At 62.4% G+C, this 17,693-nt stretch carries 17 protein-coding genes; 8 read left to right on the plus strand and 9 right to left on the minus strand.

Translation table 11 applies throughout. From position 1 onward, the window contains the following. Positions 1-85: 85 nt before the first annotated feature. Positions 86-4,402, minus strand: coding sequence for a DEAD/DEAH box helicase (locus ACIPL2_RS14855; protein WP_401357528.1), 4,317 nt, complete (start codon positions 4,400-4,402; stop codon positions 86-88). Positions 4,403-4,688: 286 nt separating this feature from the next. Here ACIPL2_RS14855 and ACIPL2_RS14860 point away from each other — a divergent pair, with 286 nt between their 5' ends. Together ACIPL2_RS14860 and ACIPL2_RS14865 are read left to right on the plus strand one after the other, a co-directional pair. Continuing rightward, complete coding sequence (locus ACIPL2_RS14860) at positions 4,689-5,573, plus strand: sugar nucleotide-binding protein (RefSeq protein ID WP_401357529.1); 885 nt, start codon at positions 4,689-4,691, stop codon at positions 5,571-5,573. Next, positions 5,566-6,495, plus strand: a complete 930-nt coding sequence (locus ACIPL2_RS14865; protein WP_401357531.1) for an NAD-dependent epimerase/dehydratase family protein — start codon at positions 5,566-5,568, stop codon at positions 6,493-6,495. Before ACIPL2_RS14860 ends, ACIPL2_RS14865 begins: the two co-directional genes overlap by 8 nt. Before the next feature lie 145 nt (positions 6,496-6,640). Here ACIPL2_RS14865 and ACIPL2_RS14870 read toward each other — a convergent pair whose 3' ends face one another. The 5 genes from ACIPL2_RS14870 to ACIPL2_RS14890 form a co-directional block, all read right to left on the minus strand. Further along, the gene (locus tag ACIPL2_RS14870) at positions 6,641-7,339 is read right to left on the minus strand and encodes an OmpW family protein (RefSeq protein WP_401357533.1); all 699 of its coding nucleotides are present in this window, start codon (positions 7,337-7,339) and stop codon (positions 6,641-6,643) included. A 224-nt stretch (positions 7,340-7,563) separates the two neighbouring features. Beyond that, positions 7,564-8,076, minus strand: a complete 513-nt coding sequence (locus tag ACIPL2_RS14875) for a DUF3299 domain-containing protein (protein ID WP_401357535.1) — start codon at positions 8,074-8,076, stop codon at positions 7,564-7,566. A gap of 11 nt (positions 8,077-8,087) precedes the next feature. Then, the gene (locus tag ACIPL2_RS14880; protein ID WP_401357537.1) at positions 8,088-9,353 is read right to left on the minus strand and encodes an ABC transporter permease; all 1,266 of its coding nucleotides are present in this window, start codon (positions 9,351-9,353) and stop codon (positions 8,088-8,090) included. A gap of 1 nt (position 9,354) precedes the next feature. Beyond that, a complete protein-coding gene (locus tag ACIPL2_RS14885; protein ID WP_059402147.1) occupies positions 9,355-10,065 on the minus strand; it encodes an ABC transporter ATP-binding protein in 711 nt (236 codons plus the stop codon). Positions 10,066-10,223: 158 nt separating this feature from the next. After that, a complete protein-coding gene (locus tag ACIPL2_RS14890; RefSeq protein WP_401357539.1) occupies positions 10,224-10,802 on the minus strand; it encodes a DUF2796 domain-containing protein in 579 nt (192 codons plus the stop codon). 133 nt (positions 10,803-10,935) lie between these two features. Between ACIPL2_RS14890 and ACIPL2_RS14895 the strand changes: the two genes are divergently transcribed. Then, complete coding sequence (locus tag ACIPL2_RS14895; protein WP_401357541.1) at positions 10,936-11,277, plus strand: hypothetical protein; 342 nt, start codon at positions 10,936-10,938, stop codon at positions 11,275-11,277. Between the two features lie 102 nt (positions 11,278-11,379). On the opposite strand, the gene trxA is transcribed toward ACIPL2_RS14895, so the two are convergent. The 3 genes from trxA to ACIPL2_RS14910 all read right to left on the minus strand — a co-directional run bounded on the left by trxA (position 11,380) and on the right by ACIPL2_RS14910 (position 13,582). Continuing rightward, positions 11,380-12,252, minus strand: coding sequence for a thioredoxin (trxA, locus tag ACIPL2_RS14900; RefSeq protein ID WP_401357543.1), 873 nt, complete (start codon positions 12,250-12,252; stop codon positions 11,380-11,382). A 212-nt stretch (positions 12,253-12,464) separates the two neighbouring features. Continuing rightward, positions 12,465-13,121 carry a class I SAM-dependent methyltransferase gene (locus ACIPL2_RS14905; protein ID WP_401357545.1) on the minus strand — a complete coding sequence of 219 codons (657 nt, stop codon included), beginning with the start codon at positions 13,119-13,121 and terminating at the stop codon, positions 12,465-12,467. Beyond that, positions 13,118-13,582 carry a YbaY family lipoprotein gene (locus tag ACIPL2_RS14910; RefSeq protein ID WP_401357547.1) on the minus strand — a complete coding sequence of 155 codons (465 nt, stop codon included), beginning with the start codon at positions 13,580-13,582 and terminating at the stop codon, positions 13,118-13,120. The genes ACIPL2_RS14905 and ACIPL2_RS14910 overlap by 4 nt, the downstream gene beginning before the upstream one ends. Before the next feature lie 128 nt (positions 13,583-13,710). On the opposite strand from ACIPL2_RS14910, the gene nrdR reads away from it, so the two are divergent. The 5 genes from nrdR to ribE all read left to right on the plus strand — a co-directional run bounded on the left by nrdR (position 13,711) and on the right by ribE (position 17,690). Next, positions 13,711-14,175, plus strand: a complete 465-nt coding sequence (gene nrdR / locus ACIPL2_RS14915) for a transcriptional regulator NrdR (RefSeq protein WP_003228656.1) — start codon at positions 13,711-13,713, stop codon at positions 14,173-14,175. Then, a complete protein-coding gene (gene ribD, locus ACIPL2_RS14920; protein WP_401357549.1) occupies positions 14,172-15,305 on the plus strand; it encodes a bifunctional diaminohydroxyphosphoribosylaminopyrimidine deaminase/5-amino-6-(5-phosphoribosylamino)uracil reductase RibD in 1,134 nt (377 codons plus the stop codon). The genes nrdR and ribD overlap by 4 nt, the downstream gene beginning before the upstream one ends. Before the next feature lie 46 nt (positions 15,306-15,351). Then, positions 15,352-16,014 carry a riboflavin synthase gene (locus ACIPL2_RS14925; RefSeq protein WP_134423297.1) on the plus strand — a complete coding sequence of 221 codons (663 nt, stop codon included), beginning with the start codon at positions 15,352-15,354 and terminating at the stop codon, positions 16,012-16,014. A gap of 16 nt (positions 16,015-16,030) precedes the next feature. Beyond that, complete coding sequence (gene ribBA, locus ACIPL2_RS14930) at positions 16,031-17,122, plus strand: bifunctional 3,4-dihydroxy-2-butanone-4-phosphate synthase/GTP cyclohydrolase II (protein WP_401357551.1); 1,092 nt, start codon at positions 16,031-16,033, stop codon at positions 17,120-17,122. A 91-nt stretch (positions 17,123-17,213) separates the two neighbouring features. Continuing rightward, complete coding sequence (gene ribE / locus ACIPL2_RS14935) at positions 17,214-17,690, plus strand: 6,7-dimethyl-8-ribityllumazine synthase (RefSeq protein ID WP_401357553.1); 477 nt, start codon at positions 17,214-17,216, stop codon at positions 17,688-17,690. Positions 17,691-17,693 lie beyond the last annotated feature (3 nt).

Here is a 17,693-nt window from a genome sequence, read left to right on the forward strand (position 1 = left end):
AAGCCCGCTCCCACATTGGATCTCAGTAGTTCACAAATCAAATGTGGGAGCGGGCTTGCTCGCGAAGAGGCCAGACCAGGCACCATCAATGTCGGATCAGTTTGCAGCTCACCTCAGCACTTGCCTGCTGATCCAGCTCCAGCCAGAAATGCGGCTTGCCGGCAATCTCGGCCGCCGCTGGCAATCCATCGCGATACACCAGCCGATTACTCGCCAGCGCCGGGACTTTCGCCCCAGGCAAGAGCGTGCCGGCAAGGTTCAACGGATCAACCCCGCACACCGCGATCAAACTCCCGTCCTGCGGCCGGCGCCGCACTTCGCGCAATAACGGAATGGCTTCGGGCAACGCAAATTGCTCACCGGCCAAGCCACTGACAAATCGCCCGCCACGAATCTCGCCTCGCGCTTCCAGTCGATGGAACGTGCGCAGCAATTCCCGCCAGCTCGGCAGCCAATCCGCCTCACGCTCCAGCAAGCGCCAGAACACCACGCCGTAGCGGCGCAGCAAGGTCATGGCGATGTGTTCCAAGGTGTCAGCGGGTGTGGGCGCCGGCCGTTTGTTATCCACAACCGGTGGCGCCGCCCCGCGTCGCAACAACGCCCAGCGCCCGGCATCATCCATGCCGCCGACAAACGCTCCGCGCCCACGTCGGCTGCTGCGATTCTGCCGTTTGCTGGCGGGAGTGATCAGTGCGCGCAGGCCGGCGAAGCTGTCGGCGTTCACTAATCCGGCGCCGACCAATTCCTGCAAGGCAATTTCCAGTTCCGCGCGCAACAGGTGCGCTTCGTGAGTCAGCTCATCGAAAAACAGCGCGCCGTGTTGGCTGAGCGCCTCGAAGACCTTTTGGGTTTTGGGCGAGAGTTCGCTGACCGGAGTCTGTTCGGTCAGGCTGCTCCACAACCCCACCTGACTGCGCGGCAGCAGCAGAATCGGCGTGCTGCGCAGCGCCGTGCTGGCGCTCTTGTTGCGCGCGGTCAAACGGGTCCAGACCAGTTTGCCGCTGCGGCACAGGTCATCCAGCCAACTCGCCGAATAGTCTTTGATGCGTGCCGGCAGAATGTCGCTGTCCCAGGCAGAAGCGGCAGCGGGGTAGCCTTCGAACTGGCTGATGATCGCCGGCAAAATCGCGCGCCCCTGGCCTTGTGTCGACGTCGACAAATGCTGCCAGTCGAACAGAAATCGCATGAAATCCTGCAATGCCACCGGCTCGATTTCACGCCGCAGACGCTTGACCGTGTAGCGGTGAATACGCGCCAGCAAATGCCGTTCGCACCATTGTTCCTGATCGGCGCCCGGGGTGAATTGGCCGCGCAGCACGTAGCCTTCGCGCTCCAGTTGCGCCAAGGCTTGAGTGACCTGAGTCACCGCCAAACCGAGCGGCTCGACGATCGCGCTCAGCGCTAACGGGCCAAAGGCGCTGAGCCGTGCGCGGAGCACTTCCAGCACCGCTTCGTCCGGCTCCCAGACTTCGTCGAAACCGGGCAATGCCTCCAGCGCTGGCAGCAAAGTCGCGTGTGGATAAATCGCTCGCAGACACGTCAGCCGCTCCAGTGCCAGCCACAACGACTGCCCGGCATTGATCTGCAAACGACTGGCGCGACCGCTGTCGGCCAGGGCGTTCAGCCATTCAAGCCAATGCGGATTAGCCTGCGCCTCGGCGTCGGTCATGCACGAAAGGCTCATCAACGCCTCATGCATTTCATCGACCCCGGTGGGCGCTGGCCAGGCTTCGTCGCGCACCGCTTGAATCGCCTCGGCGTCCAGCGCACCGAGGTCGTCGGTGGACTGCGGATCGCTCCAGCGCCGGTTGAGCACCGCTTGCGTGCGACGTTCTTCCAGCGGCGCGTCGTCGAGAAAGGTGTAGGGCCGGGCGCTGAGGATTTCCGCCGCGAGTGGCGAGGGCGCCGGCAGGTCGCGGCTGATCAGGCGGACCTCGCCACGCTCCATGCGCCGCAACAACGCCAGCCAGCCTTCGCTGTCCATGGCATCGTGCAGGCAATCGTCGAGGGTTTGCTCCACCAGCGGATGGGCCGGTATTTCTCGCTCGCCGGCGAGGTTCTCCACGCAAGCGATCTGGTCGGGGAAGACGTTGGCGATCAGGTCTTCGCTTTTCATCCGCTGGATCTGTGGCGCCACTTTGCGCCCTCCGGTATAACGCGGCAGCGCCAGAGCAACCCCGGCATTCCAGCGCCAGCGCACGCCGAACAGCGGCGCATCGAGCACCGCTTGAATCAGCGTGTGTTCGGCCGTGTTGCTGTGCAGGTAGCGCCAGACGTCGTCGAGTTCGAAGCTGTGGCTGGTGGACAGCGACAGCACGATGGCGTCTTCGCTGGCAGCGGCCTGTAATTCGAAGTTGAAGGTGCGGCAGAAACGCTTGCGCAGGGCCAGGCCCCAAGCACGGTTGATGCGGCTGCCGAACGGCGTGTGAATGATCAGTTGCGTGCCGCCGGACTCGTCGAAAAACCGCTCCATCAGCAGCGTGTCTTGCGACGGCAGGGCGCCGAGGGTCTGGCGCGCACGGGCGAGGTATTCCACCAGTTGTTCGGCGCTGGCGAGGTTCAGGCCCAAGGTGTGCGTCAGCCAGTCGAGGCTCGGTTGCAAGTTGCCTGGCGTAGCGCCGAGCAGTTCATCGAGTTGCGCTTGCAGGCGTGCCACGGCAAACGACAGTTCCGCGCTGCGCCCCGGCGCTTCACCGAGCCAGAACGGAATGGTCGGCGGCTGACCCTGGGCATCTTCAACCCGGACTTTGCCGGTTTCAACCCGCAGGATCCGGTAGGAGGTGTTGCCCAGCTGGAAAATGTCCCCGGCGATGCTTTCCACCGCAAAGTCTTCGTTGACGCTGCCAATGTTCAGCGCTTGCGGTTCCAGCAACACGCTGTAGTCGGCGTTGTCCGGAATGGTCCCGCCGCTGGTCACGGCCGTCAGTTTGGCGCCCCGACGACCGCGCAGGGTGCGGCTTACAGCGTCGCGATGCAGGTAAGCGCTGCGGATACCCTGACGGCCGTTGTAGCCTTCGGCGAGCATGTGCAGCAGCGCCCGGTAATGTTTTTCGTCGAGTTCGGCGTAGGGCGAGGCCTTGCGGAATGTCTCCAGCAGCGCCTGTTCCGGCCATTCCTGGCAACTGACTTCGGCGATGATCTGCTGGGCCAGCACGTCCAGCGGCGCCACCGGGATCTGCAAGGTGTCGAGCTCGCCACGGCGTACGCAATCGAGCAGGGCAGCGCATTCGATCAGGTCGTCGCGGGTGGTGGCGAACAAACGGCCCTTGGGCGTGCCACCGACCTGGTGTCCGGAGCGGCCGACCCGCTGCAGAAACCCGGCGATCGAGCGTGGCGAAGCGATCTGGCACACCAGGTCGACGTCGCCGATGTCGATGCCCAATTCCAGGGACGCCGTGGCGATCAAGACCTGCAGCTCGCCGCGCTTGAGCCGTTGTTCGGCGTCCAGGCGAAATTCCTTGGCCAGACTGCCGTGGTGCGCCGCCACCGCCTCTTTGCCGAGGCGCTCGCTCAAGTGCCGGCTCAAGCGTTCGGCCAGGCGCCGGGTGTTGACGAAAACCAGCGTGGTGCGGTGTTCACGGGCGAGGGCGGCGAGGCGGTCATAGACCAGCTCCCAGACGTCATTGGCCATCACCGCCGACAACGGCACCGGCGGCACTTCGATGTCGAGGTCTCGTGGACGGGCATGGCCGATGTCGATGATTTCGCAAGGACGGTCGCGGCCCACCAGAAAGCGCGACACCGCTTCGATGGGCTTTTGCGTGGCGGACAGGCCGATGCGCACCAGCGGTTCGGCGCACAGCGCTTGCAGGCGTTCCAGGCTCAGGGCCAGGTGGCTGCCGCGTTTGCTCGCGGCGATCGCGTGAATTTCATCGACGATCACCGTGCGGGCGGTGCCGAGCATTTTTCGCCCGGAATCGGAGCCGAGCAGCACGTAAAGCGATTCCGGAGTGGTGACCAGGATATGCGGCGCATTCTTGCGCATCGCCGAGCGGACTTTTTGCGGCGTATCGCCGGTGCGCACGGCGGTATTGATCTGCAATTCGGGCAGGCCCATCACCCGTAATTGCTCGGTGATCCCGGCCAGCGGGTTTTGCAGGTTGATCTGGATGTCGTTGGACAGCGCTTTGAGCGGCGAAACGTAGACCACCAGGGTTTCGTCCGGCAGATGGCCGCCGTTGTCCAGGCCCCGGTGGACGAGTTCGTCGATGACCGCGAGGAACGCGGTGAGGGTCTTGCCGGAGCCGGTGGGCGCAGCAATCAGGGTCGAGCGGCGCTGGCGGATCAACGGCCACGCCCGGGCCTGGGCGGCGGTCACCGTCGGGAAGGTGCTGCTGAACCAGGCGCTGACAGCGGGGTGGAAGCCTGCCAGGGCGCTGTCCGGTGGAATGGGCAGATTCATGGGGTAATTTATGCGGGCGGGTGACTGAAGATGCAAGTACCGCTGGCCTTTAGGGCCTCTTCGCGGGCAAGCCTCGCTCCTACACGTTCAGCGTGGCCCTGTAGGAGCGAGGCTTGCCCGCGAAGAGGCCAGTAGCAGCACCACAATTCCCGGACATCTACACTTTACGGATGACGGTTGCGCACTAAACCCGCAAAATGCAACGATTCCGGAAACTATCAACGGCATCGCCCGTGGGCGCTGTCGATAAAACCATTGTTTCAATCAGATTGGGCCTGCTGACTCTATGCGAATGCGCCTTATGTTACTGGGCGGCGGAAATGCCCTTGGGCAGGCGCTGATTCGCCTCGGTGCGGAGGAAGACATCGGCTTCCTCGCCCCCCGCCCACCGCAAGACGGCTGGGATGCCGCGAGCCTGACGCAACTGCTCGACGACACCCGCCCGGACGCGCTGATCAACCTCGCCTACTACTTCGACTGGTTTCAGGCGGAGACGGTCAGCGAGGCACGTCTGGCCGGGCAAGAGCGGGCGATCGAGCGTCTGGCCGAACTGTGCCAGCATCACAATATTGTTCTGCTGCAACCGTCGAGCTATCGCGTGTTCGACGGCTCCCGGGCGACTGCCTACAGCGAAAAAGACGAACCGGTGCCCTTGGGCCTGCGCGGTCAGGCCTTGTGGCGCATCGAACAAAGCGTGCGCGCCACCTGCCCGCAACACGTGCTGCTGCGTTTCGGCTGGCTGCTCGATGACAGCCCCGACGGCACCCTCGGGCGTTTCCTCGGCCGGGCCGAACAGCCTGAAGAGCTGCTGATGGCCGATGACCGTCGCGGTAATCCGACGCCCGTGGACGACGCCGCGCGAGTGATCATTTCGGTGCTCAAACAACTCGATTGTGCAGCACCGCTGTGGGGCACCTATCATTACGCCGGACATGAGGCGACCACGCCGCTGGCGCTGGGGCAGGCGATCCTCACTGAAGCGCGCGCCCTGCATCCGCTGGCCATCGAAGCACCGACCGCCCAGGCTCACGCCGCGCGCCCGGATGCTGCCGAAGAGCCGCAACATGCGGTGCTGGCCTGCAAGAAAATTCTGCATACGTTTGGAATCAAGCCGCGCGCCTGGCGTGCGGCACTCCCTGGCTTACTGGACAGGTTTTATCGCCATGGCTGACGGCCCTGTTTTAATCACCGGCGGCGCCGGTTTCATCGGCTCGCACCTGACCGATGCCTTGCTCGCCAAGGGCCATTCGGTGCGCATCCTCGATGACCTTTCCACCGGCAAACGCAACAACCTGCCGCTGGACAATCCCAAGGTCGAATTGATCGTCGGCGATGTCGCCGACGCCGCGCTGGTGGCGCGGGCCATGGTCGGTTGCAGCGCCGTGGCGCACCTGGCGGCGGTGGCCTCGGTGCAGGCTTCGGTGGACGACCCGGTGAAGACTCACCAGAGCAATTTCATCGGCACGCTGAATGTCTGCGAAGCCATGCGCCAGGCTGGCGTCAAACGGGTGCTGTTTGCCTCGAGCGCGGCGGTGTATGGCAACAATGGCGAAGGCGAGTCGATCGACGAAGACACGCCCAAGGCGCCGTTGACGCCCTACGCGTCGGACAAGTTGGCCAGCGAACATTACTTCGATTTCTACCGCCGCCAGCACGCGCTGGAGCCGGTGATTTTCCGTTTCTTCAACATCTTCGGGCCGCGCCAGGATCCGTCCTCGCCGTACTCCGGGGTGATCAGCATTTTCAGCGAGCGCGCACAGAAAGGCCTGCCGATCACCGTGTTCGGCGATGGCGAGCAGACGCGCGATTTCGTGTTCGTCGGGGATTTGGTCGACTTGCTGGTGCAAGCCATCGAGAAGCCGCAGGTCGAGGTCGGCGCGGTGAATGTCGGCTGGAATCAGGCGACCACCCTCAAGCAAATGCTTGAAGCGCTGGAAGCCGTCGTGGGCGAGCTGCCGCCGATCAGCTACGGCCCGGCGCGCTCCGGTGACATTCGCCATTCCCGGGCGAACAACCGGCGATTGCTCGAGCGTTTTACTTACCCGAAGCAGACACCGCTCAGTGTGGGGTTGGCGCGGTTGTTGGGACGCTGATGATCGTTCCTGCGCTCTGCGCGGGATCGTGAATTTGTAGGAGCGAGCTTGCTCGCGATGGACTCGAGGGCGACGCGTTTATCCAGCACACACGCGTTATCGTTGACGTTCATCGCGAGCAAGCTCGCTCCTACAGAGGGCGGGCTTAGAACTTGTAGCCCAGGCCGACCATGTAGATGAACGGATCGACATCCACATCGACCTTGGCCCGAGTGCCCTGGGCCACGGCGTTGTTTTCCACCGTCGCGGTGGTGTCGATGTCGATGTAGCGCACCTGGGCGTTGAGCATGATGTTGTCGGTGATCATGTAGTCGGCGCCGACCTGGAAGGCCATGCCCCAGGAGTTATCCGCCTTGAAGTTGCTGAAGCCGTTGGCGCTGGCTTCGCTGCCGACGTGTTCGTCGTAGATCCAGGTGTAGTTGATACCGGCGCCGACATACGGCTGGAAGGCGGACTTCGCGTCCAATGGGTAGTACACAACGCTCAAGGTCGGCGGCAAGTGTTTCAGGCTGCCGAGTTTGCCGTTGGCCGCACCCAGGGCGGTGCCTTTGATCTTCACGTCATGCTCGAACGGCGTGGCCGCGAGCAGCTCGATGCCCCAGTGGCTGTTGAGCATGTAGGCGAAGTTCAAACCCAGTTGCGTGTCGCTGCTCATGGTCGCCTTGCCGCCCAGGTCAGCACCGGCCAAAGGGCCTTGATCCACCTTGACGCTGGAGCTGTCGGCTTTCGGGTTGACGGTGATTGCACCGGCGCGAAGGATGATGTCGCCAGCGTCGTGGGCATAGGCGAGCGGGGCTGTGAGCGCGAGGGCAAACAGCGAAGCGCTGAGCAAGGACTTGTGCATGGGAGCTCCCAAAGGACGTTAAAAATGTTTGATGTCCAATGGTACGGAGCCGTCTGATACGGTCTTTTGATTCAGCTCAATGAAACAGTGATGGGCCCGGTTTTTGTGGAACCTTTTAGGGACCCTTCGCGGGCAAGCCTCGCTCCTACAGGGTGGGTGATGGCCTTGTAGGAGCGAGGCTTGCCCGCGAAGACGTCCTCACAATCAATACAAACCCACCGGTTTCACTCCGGCAATTCATACACATAAATCTTGTCCGCCTCCATCTGATACCCGGCATCCGCCAACTCGCTGGTCGACGCTTTGACCTGCAACGCTCCTTCGATCCAGTACGGCTGATACAGCTCATCCAGCTTCACGCCGACTTCGCTTTTCACATGCACGATCTGGTTCGATGGCGGTGGCGGCACGTGAATGCAGGCGCCGAAATATGGCACCAGCAAAAACTCCGTGGTGCGGCCTTCTTCACTGACTTCCAGCGGCACGATGTAGCCTGGCAAGCGAATGTTCTGGCCATCGAGGCTTTTCACGACCGGCGCATTGGGCAGGTCCTGCTTGGCGGCCGGCGCGGACTCCAGTGCGTTGCCCATCTGCGACAGGTCGTGCAGCGGCGTCATGTTCGGCACTTCCGGTGCGGCATCCGGCGGGATCATTTCCGACCAGGTCAAATCCTTCGGCTCGGCCGCCCACAGGGGCAGGGCGACCAGCAGCAACAGCGCAAGCAAAGCGCGGGGCATCATTAACGTCCTCATAAACGGATCGACAGGCCATCGGCCAAGGATTGGCGATACGCACGCCAGGCCGGCACGCTGCCCATCAGCAGCGCGGCGATCAGGATGCCACCTAGCAGCGTCCATTCATATTCGCTCGGCCAGGCCAGGGGCAGATACAAGCCGTAATTGGCCTGCACATAACCCTGCGCGGCGGCGATGCCCACGTACAGCAGCGCCACGCCGGCAATCACTCCCGACAGCGCCAAAGCAAACGCCTCCAGCACCAGCAAGGTCGCGATGTGCCATGGCCGCGCACCCACCGATCGCAGAATCGCCATCTCGCGACGGCGCTCGTTGAGGCTGGTGAGAATCGCCGTGAGCATGCCGATCAACCCGGTCAACACCACAAACAGCGAGACCACGAACAAGGCTTTTTCCGCCGTGCTCATCAAACTCCACAGCTCTTGCAACGCCACGCCCGGCAGGATCGCCAGCATCGGTTCACCACGGAATTCGTTGATCTCGCGTTGCACGGCGAAGGTCGAAATCTTGCTGTTGAGGCCGAGCATGAACGCGGTAATCGCTTGTGGCGTCAGGTCCATGTTGCGCGCTTGATCGGCACTGATCCGGCCTTTGCCTTGCGCCGGCACACCGTTGTGCCAGTCGATGTGAATCGCCTCCATGCCGCCGAGGCTGATGTGCAATGTGCGGTCGACCGGAGTGCCGGTGCGCTTGAGAATGCCGACCACGGTGAACGGTTTGTCGTCGTGCTTGACCAGGCTGATCACCGCCACGCCGTGGGCCAGCACCAGTTTGTCGCCGAGTTTGTAATGCAGCGCATCGGCCACTTCGGCGCCGAGCACCACTTCGAACGGGTCGGTGGCGAAGGCGCGGCCGTCGGCCAGTTCCAGGTGTTGTTGATGACCGTATTGATAGTGCTCGAAGTACGCCTCGGTGGTGCCCATCACGCGATAACCGCGATGGGAATCGCCGAGGGACATCGGGATCGCCCACTTCACTTTCGGGTTGTTGGCGAAGTGTTCGAAGCTGTCCCAACGGATGTTGTTGGTGGCGTTGCCGATGCGGAACACCGAGTACAGCAGCAGGTTCACCGAGCCGGAGCGCGCGCCGACGATCAGGTCGGTGCCGCTGATGGTGCTGGCGAAACTGGCTTTGGCTTCGGTGCGCACCCGCTCCACGGCCAGCAGCAGGCAGACCGACAGGGCGATGGCGAACGCAGTAAGGATCGCGGTGAAACGGCGGTTAGCCAGGCTGGCCATGGCTAGACGAAACAAATACATCTCAGACCTCTTCGGGCGTGGCGGCGCGATTGAGTTCGGCCAGCGACAGGTTTCGATCGAACAGCGGCGCCAGGCTCTGGTCGTGGCTGACGAACAGCAGGCTCGAGCCGGCTTCGCGGCATTCGGCGAACAGCAGGCGAATGAAGTTCTCGCGGGCGTCGTAATCCAGGGCCGAGGTCGGTTCGTCGGCGATCACCAGTTCCGGCTGACCGATCAACGCGCGTGCGGCGGCGACCCGTTGCTGTTGGCCGATGGACAGCGAATCGGCGCGGCGGCTGAGGATGCTTTCATCCTTCAAACCCAAATGGGCGAGCAAGGTCGCGGCCGCCTGATCGACGCTGCCGTGGCGCTGTTTTGCCCGTTCGGCGCGCAGTTTGGAGAAGTGGCAGGGCAGTTCGACGTTCTCGCGCACCGAGAGAAACGGCAGCAGGTTGAACTGCTGGAAGATGTAGCCGGTGTGGTCGACGCGGAAACGGTCGCGGGCACCGGCACCGAGTTCGGTCAGTTCCTGGCCGAGCAGGCGAATGCTGCCGCGATCGGGCTTCTGCACGCCACCGAGCAGGCCGAGCAGGGTGGTCTTGCCGCTGCCGCTGGGGCCCTTGAGGAACAGGGTTTCACCGGGTTCCAGGCGAAAGGCCGGGATATCCAGCAGCGGCGGGTGACCGGGCCAGCTGAAGCCCAGGTCGGACAGTTCGATGAGTGCTTGGGTCATGGCGCCGATTTCATGGGTTAGATGTTTTTCTCAACTTCAACACAATCCCCTGTAGGAGCGAGGCTTGCCCGCGAAGGCGGACTTACAGTCGACATTTCTGTTGAATGTGCTGGCCTCTTCGCGGGCAAGCCTCGCTCCTACAGGGGGTTTGCGGTGGATCAGAATTTCAGGGCGGCAGCCTTGGCCGTCACTTCAACGCCTTGCTGCCCGCTTGGGCTGATCAGTTGTACCTGAATTTTCTGGGTGGCCGGGAACGTGTTGAAGAGGTTCGCCAGGTCCAGATTCTTCAAGGCGCCCGGCGCCGAGCAGCTGAATTGGTAATGCGCGTGAATCTCGCTGTGGTCATGGTGATGCTCGTCCTTGGCATCTTCATCGTGATCATCATCGGCATCCGGCTTGTCGCCGAACAACGGGCTTTCCAGTTCCTGCATCGCCACCACGCAACCGGCGGCTTTCGGCAGATTGAACAGGGTCAGCGGCTTTTCAAGTTGCGCACGGGCGGCGGCGACTTTGGCTTTGTCGGCGTCAGTGGTGGCGGCGTGTTCGAAACCCACCAGGTTCATCGCCGGGCTTTCCAGTTCCAGCTCCAGGGTCTGGCCGTCCAGCGCTGCGTTCAGGCGAGCGACGCCATGTTCGTGGGCGCCGAGGCTGCCGTGCTCGTGATCATGTTCGTCAGCCGCGTGGGCGACGGCCAGCGGCAGCAGGGCAAACGGCAAAGCGAGAAGCAGACGGCGCATGGCGGGTCTCCGAAGTAAAATGAATAATTTGTTATGTAATCTTATAACGTAAGTGCGGAGAGTTTGACCGCCCGCTTGGCGTTGCACAAGTCCCATGGGAGCATGCAAGTCAGAAATGTGCAGGAGCGGACTTATGTTGCGAATTCGCGGAAGCATCGGCGACTGGCCGGTGGATTTGACGCTGGAGATGGACGACGGCGACTGGGCACGGCTCGGCGCGCAGTTGCAAGTGGTCAAGCCTGAGGCCAGTGCGGCCCCGGCGAAACCGCTGAATCAGGATGATGCGCTGTGGCAGATCGCCAAGGACTTGCTGCGCAAGGCCGGGCAATTGAGCGGGCCGGATTTGCTTGAGCAGCTGGAAGGGCTGACCGGCAGCGCGGCAGCGGGCAAACGCCTGTTGGTGCGCTTGCGCCATTGCGCGGATGTGAAAGTGTCGAGCGGCGGGGATACGCCGCTCTACCGCTGGATCGAATAAACCGCAAAAGATCGCAGCCTCGTTTTACTCGACAGCTCCTACAAGGGATCCGGTTTCCCCTGTAGGAGCTGTCGAGTAAAACGAGGCTGCGATCTCTTGATTTTAATAAAGCGCAGCAAACAACTTGCGGCGGTACGTGGTCACCAACGGGTGATCGTTGCCCAGCAGTTCGAACACCTGCAGCAAGGTCTTGTGCGGCAAGCCTTCGCTGTAGCTGCGATTGCGCACGAACAGCTTGAGCAACGCATCCAGCGCCGCGTCGTACTGCTGGCGGGCCAACTGCTGGATCGCCAGTTGATACACCGCCTCATCGTCCTGCGGATTTTTCGCCAGGCGCGCTTTCAGGTCCGCTGCATCCGGCAAATCCTTGGCCTGGCCAAGAAACTGGATCTGCGCCTTGGCACCGGCCAATGCCGCTTTGTGCTCATCACTCTTGACCGCGTCGAGCACGGTTTGCGCTTCAACCAGCTCGCCACGTTCGGTGAGGCAGCGGGCGTAGAGGATCAGTGCCTTGGCGTTGGTGTTATCTTCGCCCAGCAGCACGGTGAGAACGGCTTCGGCGTCGGCAAAACGACTGTCGTCGAACAGCGCTTGTGCCTGCTCGAACGGGTCAGCCGCTGCCGGTGGCGGCATTTGCACGTGGGGCTCAAGCATCGTCCGCACGGCCGATTCCGGCTGTGCACCGGCAAAACCGTCGACAGGCTGGCCATCCTTGAACAGCACCACAGTTGGCAGGCTGCGAATGCCGAAACGAGCAACGATGTCCTGTTCGAGATCGCAGTTGACCTTGGCCAGCAGCAACTCGCCCTGATAGCTCTCGGCAATGGTCTGCAGCAACGGCATCAGCACTTTGCAGGGCGCACACCATTCGGCCCAGAAATCCACCAGCACCGGTTTGTGGAAAGAGTTCTCGATCACCGACTGGTCGAAATCGGCAGTCGTGGCGTCGAAGATGTACGGCGTTTCCTGACTCATGGGCAATCTCTTGGAAGCGTGAATAGGGCAACTATACGGCCTGGCGGGGGGTGGCCGGAAGCGGGGTGGTCGTTGGGAGAGGTGTTGACTGACAGGACGCCTTCGCGGGCAAGCCTCGCTCCTACAGGTTTTGCGTCGTTCTCGAAATCAGGTTTAGCGTCGTTCTCGAAAACGGCACGGACCTGTAGGAGCGAGGCTCGCCCGCGAAGCTGTTAGCCGCGCCGCGCATGGTAAAGGCTCACATGCCGAAACTCTTCCGGCTCGGCCAGGTCCGGCAAGGTCATCGCTTCCAGCATTTCAATGCGCTGATACAGCGGATGACGAAAATCCCGAACCCGTGAATCGGCCACCAGCGCTTCCCGGCCGCGACTCAGAAACTCATCGAGCAACGGCAGATTCGCCCGGTCGTACAACACGTCCGCCACCAGAATCAGATCAAAGCGATCCGCCTCGGCGAAAAAATCCGTCGAGTAGTTCAGCTGTACGTCATTGAGTTCAGCATTCGCCCGACACGCGGCAATCGCCAGCGGGTCCAGGTCACAGGCCACCACTTCGAGCGCGCCGGCCTTCACCGCCGCAATCCCCGCCACACCGGAACCGGCACCGAAATCCAGCACGCGCTTGCCTTTGACCCACTCGGGAAATGCCGCCAGATAACGCGCCACCGCCAGCCCACTGGCCCAGCAGAAACTCCAGTACGGCGGTTCATGCAGAATCCGCCGGGTTTCTTCCGGGCTGAAGGCGCGGTCCATCTTGTCGCCGTCAATCAGCCACAGCTTCAGGTCGGTGTCCGGCAGCGCACAAGCGACCAGTTGCGCGTCACCCAGCAGTTCACTCAACGCCAGTTGCAGGTCGAGCGGTGCAATCATGGCGCTTTGACGAATTGCAGTTGGCCCAGCGCTTGCGTCGTTGGCTGTGTGATGAGTTGCGACGGCAGATGCAGAATCAGCTGGCCGGACTGACTGGCCCGGCCACGCAGTTCCACGCGCGCGCCCATCGGGAAGGATTCCGGGTTGAAGCGCAGGTGAAACGGCAGAATCTGGTTGGTGCCGATCAGGCTGGAACTGGCCAGCAATTGTTGCGGACGGTCCTTGTCGTCGATCACCAGCAGCGCCAGTTCAACCTCGGCACCGGCCGGCACGCCTTGCAGGGTGCCGCTCAATTCGCGTTGATACGCCGGCAGCGGGCCGAGGTTGGCCGACTCCTGGGCTTTCTTCTGCGCCGCTTGCGGTGCAGGCCCTGGCGTCGGTGGCTGGGGCTTGGGCGCATCGCTGCTGCAGGCCACCAACAGGCTGAAAAGACTGAGCAATACGAGCGGTCTTAGGGACATTTGCGGCTCCAGCAAGGTGTAATCCATGGATCAAACTATATAGCCCGTCTGTATACCGCAAACCCTATGGCTTGTCTTGCCACCGGGATGCGCTACCATGGCCCTCCCTTTTTTTGTTGCCTGCCACCATGCACTGTCCCTTCTGCGGTGCCAACGACACCAAGGTCATCGACTCGCGTCTGGTCGCCGAGGGCGAACAGGTGCGCCGCCGGCGCGAATGCCTGGCCTGCGGCGAGCGTTTCACGACGTTCGAGACCGCCGAACTGGTGTTGCCGCGCCTGATCAAAACCGACGGCAGTCGTCAGCCGTTCGACGAAGAAAAACTCCGCGCCGGCATGCAGCGTGCCCTCGAGAAGCGTCCGGTGAGTGTCGAACGCCTGGAATCGTCGTTGGTGCACATCAAACACAAACTGCGAGCCACCGGTGAGCGCGAGGTCAAATCCCTCGTGGTCGGTGAACTGGTGATGGCCGAGCTGCAAAAGCTCGACGAAGTCGCCTACATTCGTTTCGCCTCCGTGTATCGACGCTTCCAGGACCTCAACGAGTTCCGCGAAGAGATCGATCGCCTGGCCCGTGAGCCGGTGAAAGAATGACCACGTCCGCAGAACAAGCGATCCTCGACGCCCATTACATGGCCCGTGCTCTGGAACTGGCGCGCAAAGGTCATTACACGACGCACCCCAACCCACGGGTGGGCTGCGTGGTCGTGCGTGACGGGCAGATTGTCGGCGAAGGCTGGCACGTGCGCACCGGCGAACCCCACGCCGAAGTGCACGCCCTGCGCGCCGCTGGCGACAAGGCCCGGGGCGCCACGGCCTACGTGACGCTCGAACCTTGCAGCCACCACGGTCGTACGCCGCCGTGTGCCGATGCGCTGGTGAATGCCGGCGTGGCCCGCGTGGTCGCGGCGATGCAGGACCCGAACCCGTCGGTCGCCGGTCGCGGCTTGCAGCGCCTGACTCAGGCCGGTATCGCCACCGAAAGTGGCGTGCTGGAAGGCGAGGCGCGCAAGCTCAACGAAGGCTTCCTCAAGCGCATGGAACACGGCTTGCCGTTTGTGCGGGTCAAATTGGCCATGAGCCTGGACGGTCGCACGGCGATGGAAAGCGGCGAAAGCCAATGGATCACCGGCCCGGCCGCGCGCTCGGCGGTTCAACGCCTGCGCGCCCAGGCCAGCGTGGTGCTGACCGGCGCCGACACGGTGCTGGCAGACAACGCCCGTTTGACCGTCCGCGCCGACGAACTGGGCCTGGACGCCGAGCAAACGGCCCTGGCGATGAGCCGTCCGCCACTGCGCGTGCTGATTGATGGGCGTTTGCGAGTGCCGCTGGATGCGCCGTTCTTCAAGGCCGGCCCGGCGCTGGTCGCTACTTGCATGGCAATTGAAGAGCAATACGCCAATGGCCCGGAATGCCTGATCGTGGCCGGCGAGGATGGACTGGTTGACCTGCGCAAGTTGCTGATTGAACTGGCCAACCGTGGCGTCAACGAAGTGTTGGTCGAGGCGGGCCCGCGTCTGGCGGGGGCTTTCGCTCAGCAAGGCCTGGTGGATGAATTCCAGATCTTCATGGCCGGCAAGTTCCTCGGCTCCTCGGCCCGCCCATTGCTGGACTGGCCGCTGGCGCAAATGAAAGACGCGCCCGAGCTCAAAATCACCGAAATCCGTGCGGTTGGCGATGACTGGCGAGTCATCGCCATTCCTGTGCCAGCGGCGAGCGTATAATTCCCGGCCTGCGCCAAGCGAAGGTTTTGTTCTCGAGGAGGACTTCATGTTTACCGGCATCATCGAATCCATCGGCAGTATTCGTGCATTGACCCCAAAAGGCGGAGATGTGCGGGTCCACGTAGAAACCGGCAAGCTCGATTTGAGCGACGTCAAACTGGGCGACAGCATCGCGGTCAACGGCGTGTGCCTGACCGCGGTTGAACTGCCCGGCAATGGCTTTGCGGCGGACGTCAGTCGCGAAACCCTCGATTGCACCGCGATGAACGACCTGAAAAGTGGCAGCCCGGTGAACCTGGAAAAAGCCCTGACCCCGACCACGCGTCTGGGTGGGCATCTGGTCAGCGGTCACGTCGATGGCGTGGGCGAAGTGGTTGCCCGCACCGAAAATGCCCGGGCCGTGGAATTCCGTATCCGCGCGCCAAAAGAACTGGCCAAGTACATCGCCCATAAAGGCTCGATCACGGTCGACGGCACCAGCCTGACCGTGAACGCGGTCGATGGCGCCGAGTTCCTGCTGACGATCATTCCTCACACCCTGAGCGAAACCATCATGGCGTCGTACCAGCCGGGTCGCCGGGTGAACCTGGAAGTGGACTTGCTGGCCCGTTACCTGGAGCGTCTGTTGCTGGGTGACAAGGCCGCAGAGCCAACCTCCGGAAACATTACCGAAAGCTTTCTGGCCGCCAACGGCTACCTCAAATCCTGACTCAAGGGGGTGCCTTGTGGCGCTCAATAGCATCGAAGAACTGGTAGAAGACATCCGCCAAGGCAAGATGGTCATCCTCATGGATGACGAAGACCGCGAGAACGAAGGCGACCTGATCATGGCCGCTGAGTGCTGCCAGCCTGAACACATCAACTTCATGGCCAAGCACGCCCGTGGCCTGATCTGCATGCCGATGAGCCGCGAGCGCTGCGAACTGCTGAAGCTGCCCCTGATGGCGCCGCGCAACGGTTCCGGTTTCGGCACCAAGTTCACCGTATCGATCGAAGCGGCTACGGGTGTGACCACCGGCATCTCCGCCGCCGACCGTGCGCGCACCGTGCAGGCCGCTGCCGCGAAAGACGCCAAGGCTGAAGACATCGTCAGCCCCGGCCACATCTTCCCGCTGATGGCCCAGGCCGGCGGCACCCTGGCCCGTGCCGGCCACACCGAAGCGGCCTGCGACCTGGCGCGCATGGCCGGTTTCGAGCCAAGCGGCGTAATCTGCGAAGTGATGAACGACGACGGCACCATGTCCCGTCGCGCCGAACTGGAAACCTTCGCCGCCGAACACAACATCAAGATTGGCACCATCGCCGACCTGATTCACTACCGGATGATCCACGAACGTACCGTTCAGCGGATTGCCGAGCAGCCGCTGGACAGCGAACTGGGCCAATTCAACCTGGTGACCTATCGTGATTCCGTAGAAGGCGACGTGCACATGGCGCTGACCCTGGGCACCGTGTGCGCCGAAGAACCGACGCTGGTACGGGTGCATAACATGGACCCGCTGCGCGACCTGCTGATGGTCAAGCAACCCGGCCGCTGGAGCCTGCGCGCCGCCATGGCTGCGGTCGCCGAGGCTGGCAGCGGCGTGGTGCTGCTGCTCGGTCACCCGCTCGATGGCGACGTGTTGCTGGCGCACATTCGTGAAACCGCTGACCACGCCCCGACGAAAAAACCGACCACCTACAGCATTGTCGGTGCCGGTTCGCAGATCCTCCGGGACCTGGGCGTACGCAAAATGCGCCTGATGAGTGCGCCGATGAAATTTAATGCGATATCCGGTTTCGATCTGGAAGTTGTAGAATACGTGCCCTCCGAATAATGACCGGTTGTTTCCAGTCCTTGATTCGCGGTTAACACATCACTGAGGGACGCGTAGAAAACGCGTCCCGGCTCTTTAAGAGATCTAACGAATGACCCTGAAGACCATCGAAGGTACCTTCATCGCCCCTAAAGGCCGCTACGCTTTGGTAGTAGGCCGTTTCAACAGCTTCGTCGTTGAAAGCCTGGTCAGCGGTGCAGTTGATGCCCTGGTTCGCCACGGCGTGAGCGAAAACGACATCACCATCATCCGTGCGCCTGGCGCCTTCGAAATCCCGCTGGTTGCGCAGAAAGTCGCTCAGAAGGGCGAATACGCGGCAATCATCGCCCTGGGCGCGGTCATTCGTGGCGGTACTCCGCACTTCGAATACGTGGCTGGCGAATGCACCAAGGGCCTGGCCCAGGTGTCCATGGAGTTCGGCGTTCCGGTCGCTTTCGGCGTCCTGACCGTTGATTCCATCGAGCAAGCCATCGAACGTTCCGGCACCAAGGCCGGTAACAAAGGTGCTGAAGCTGCCCTGTCCGCGCTGGAAATGGTCAGCCTGCTGGCGCAGTTGGCGGCCACGTGATTA

Source organism: Pseudomonas sp. NPDC086251 (assembly GCF_044746405.1).
Lineage (GTDB): Bacteria > Pseudomonadota > Gammaproteobacteria > Pseudomonadales > Pseudomonadaceae > Aquipseudomonas.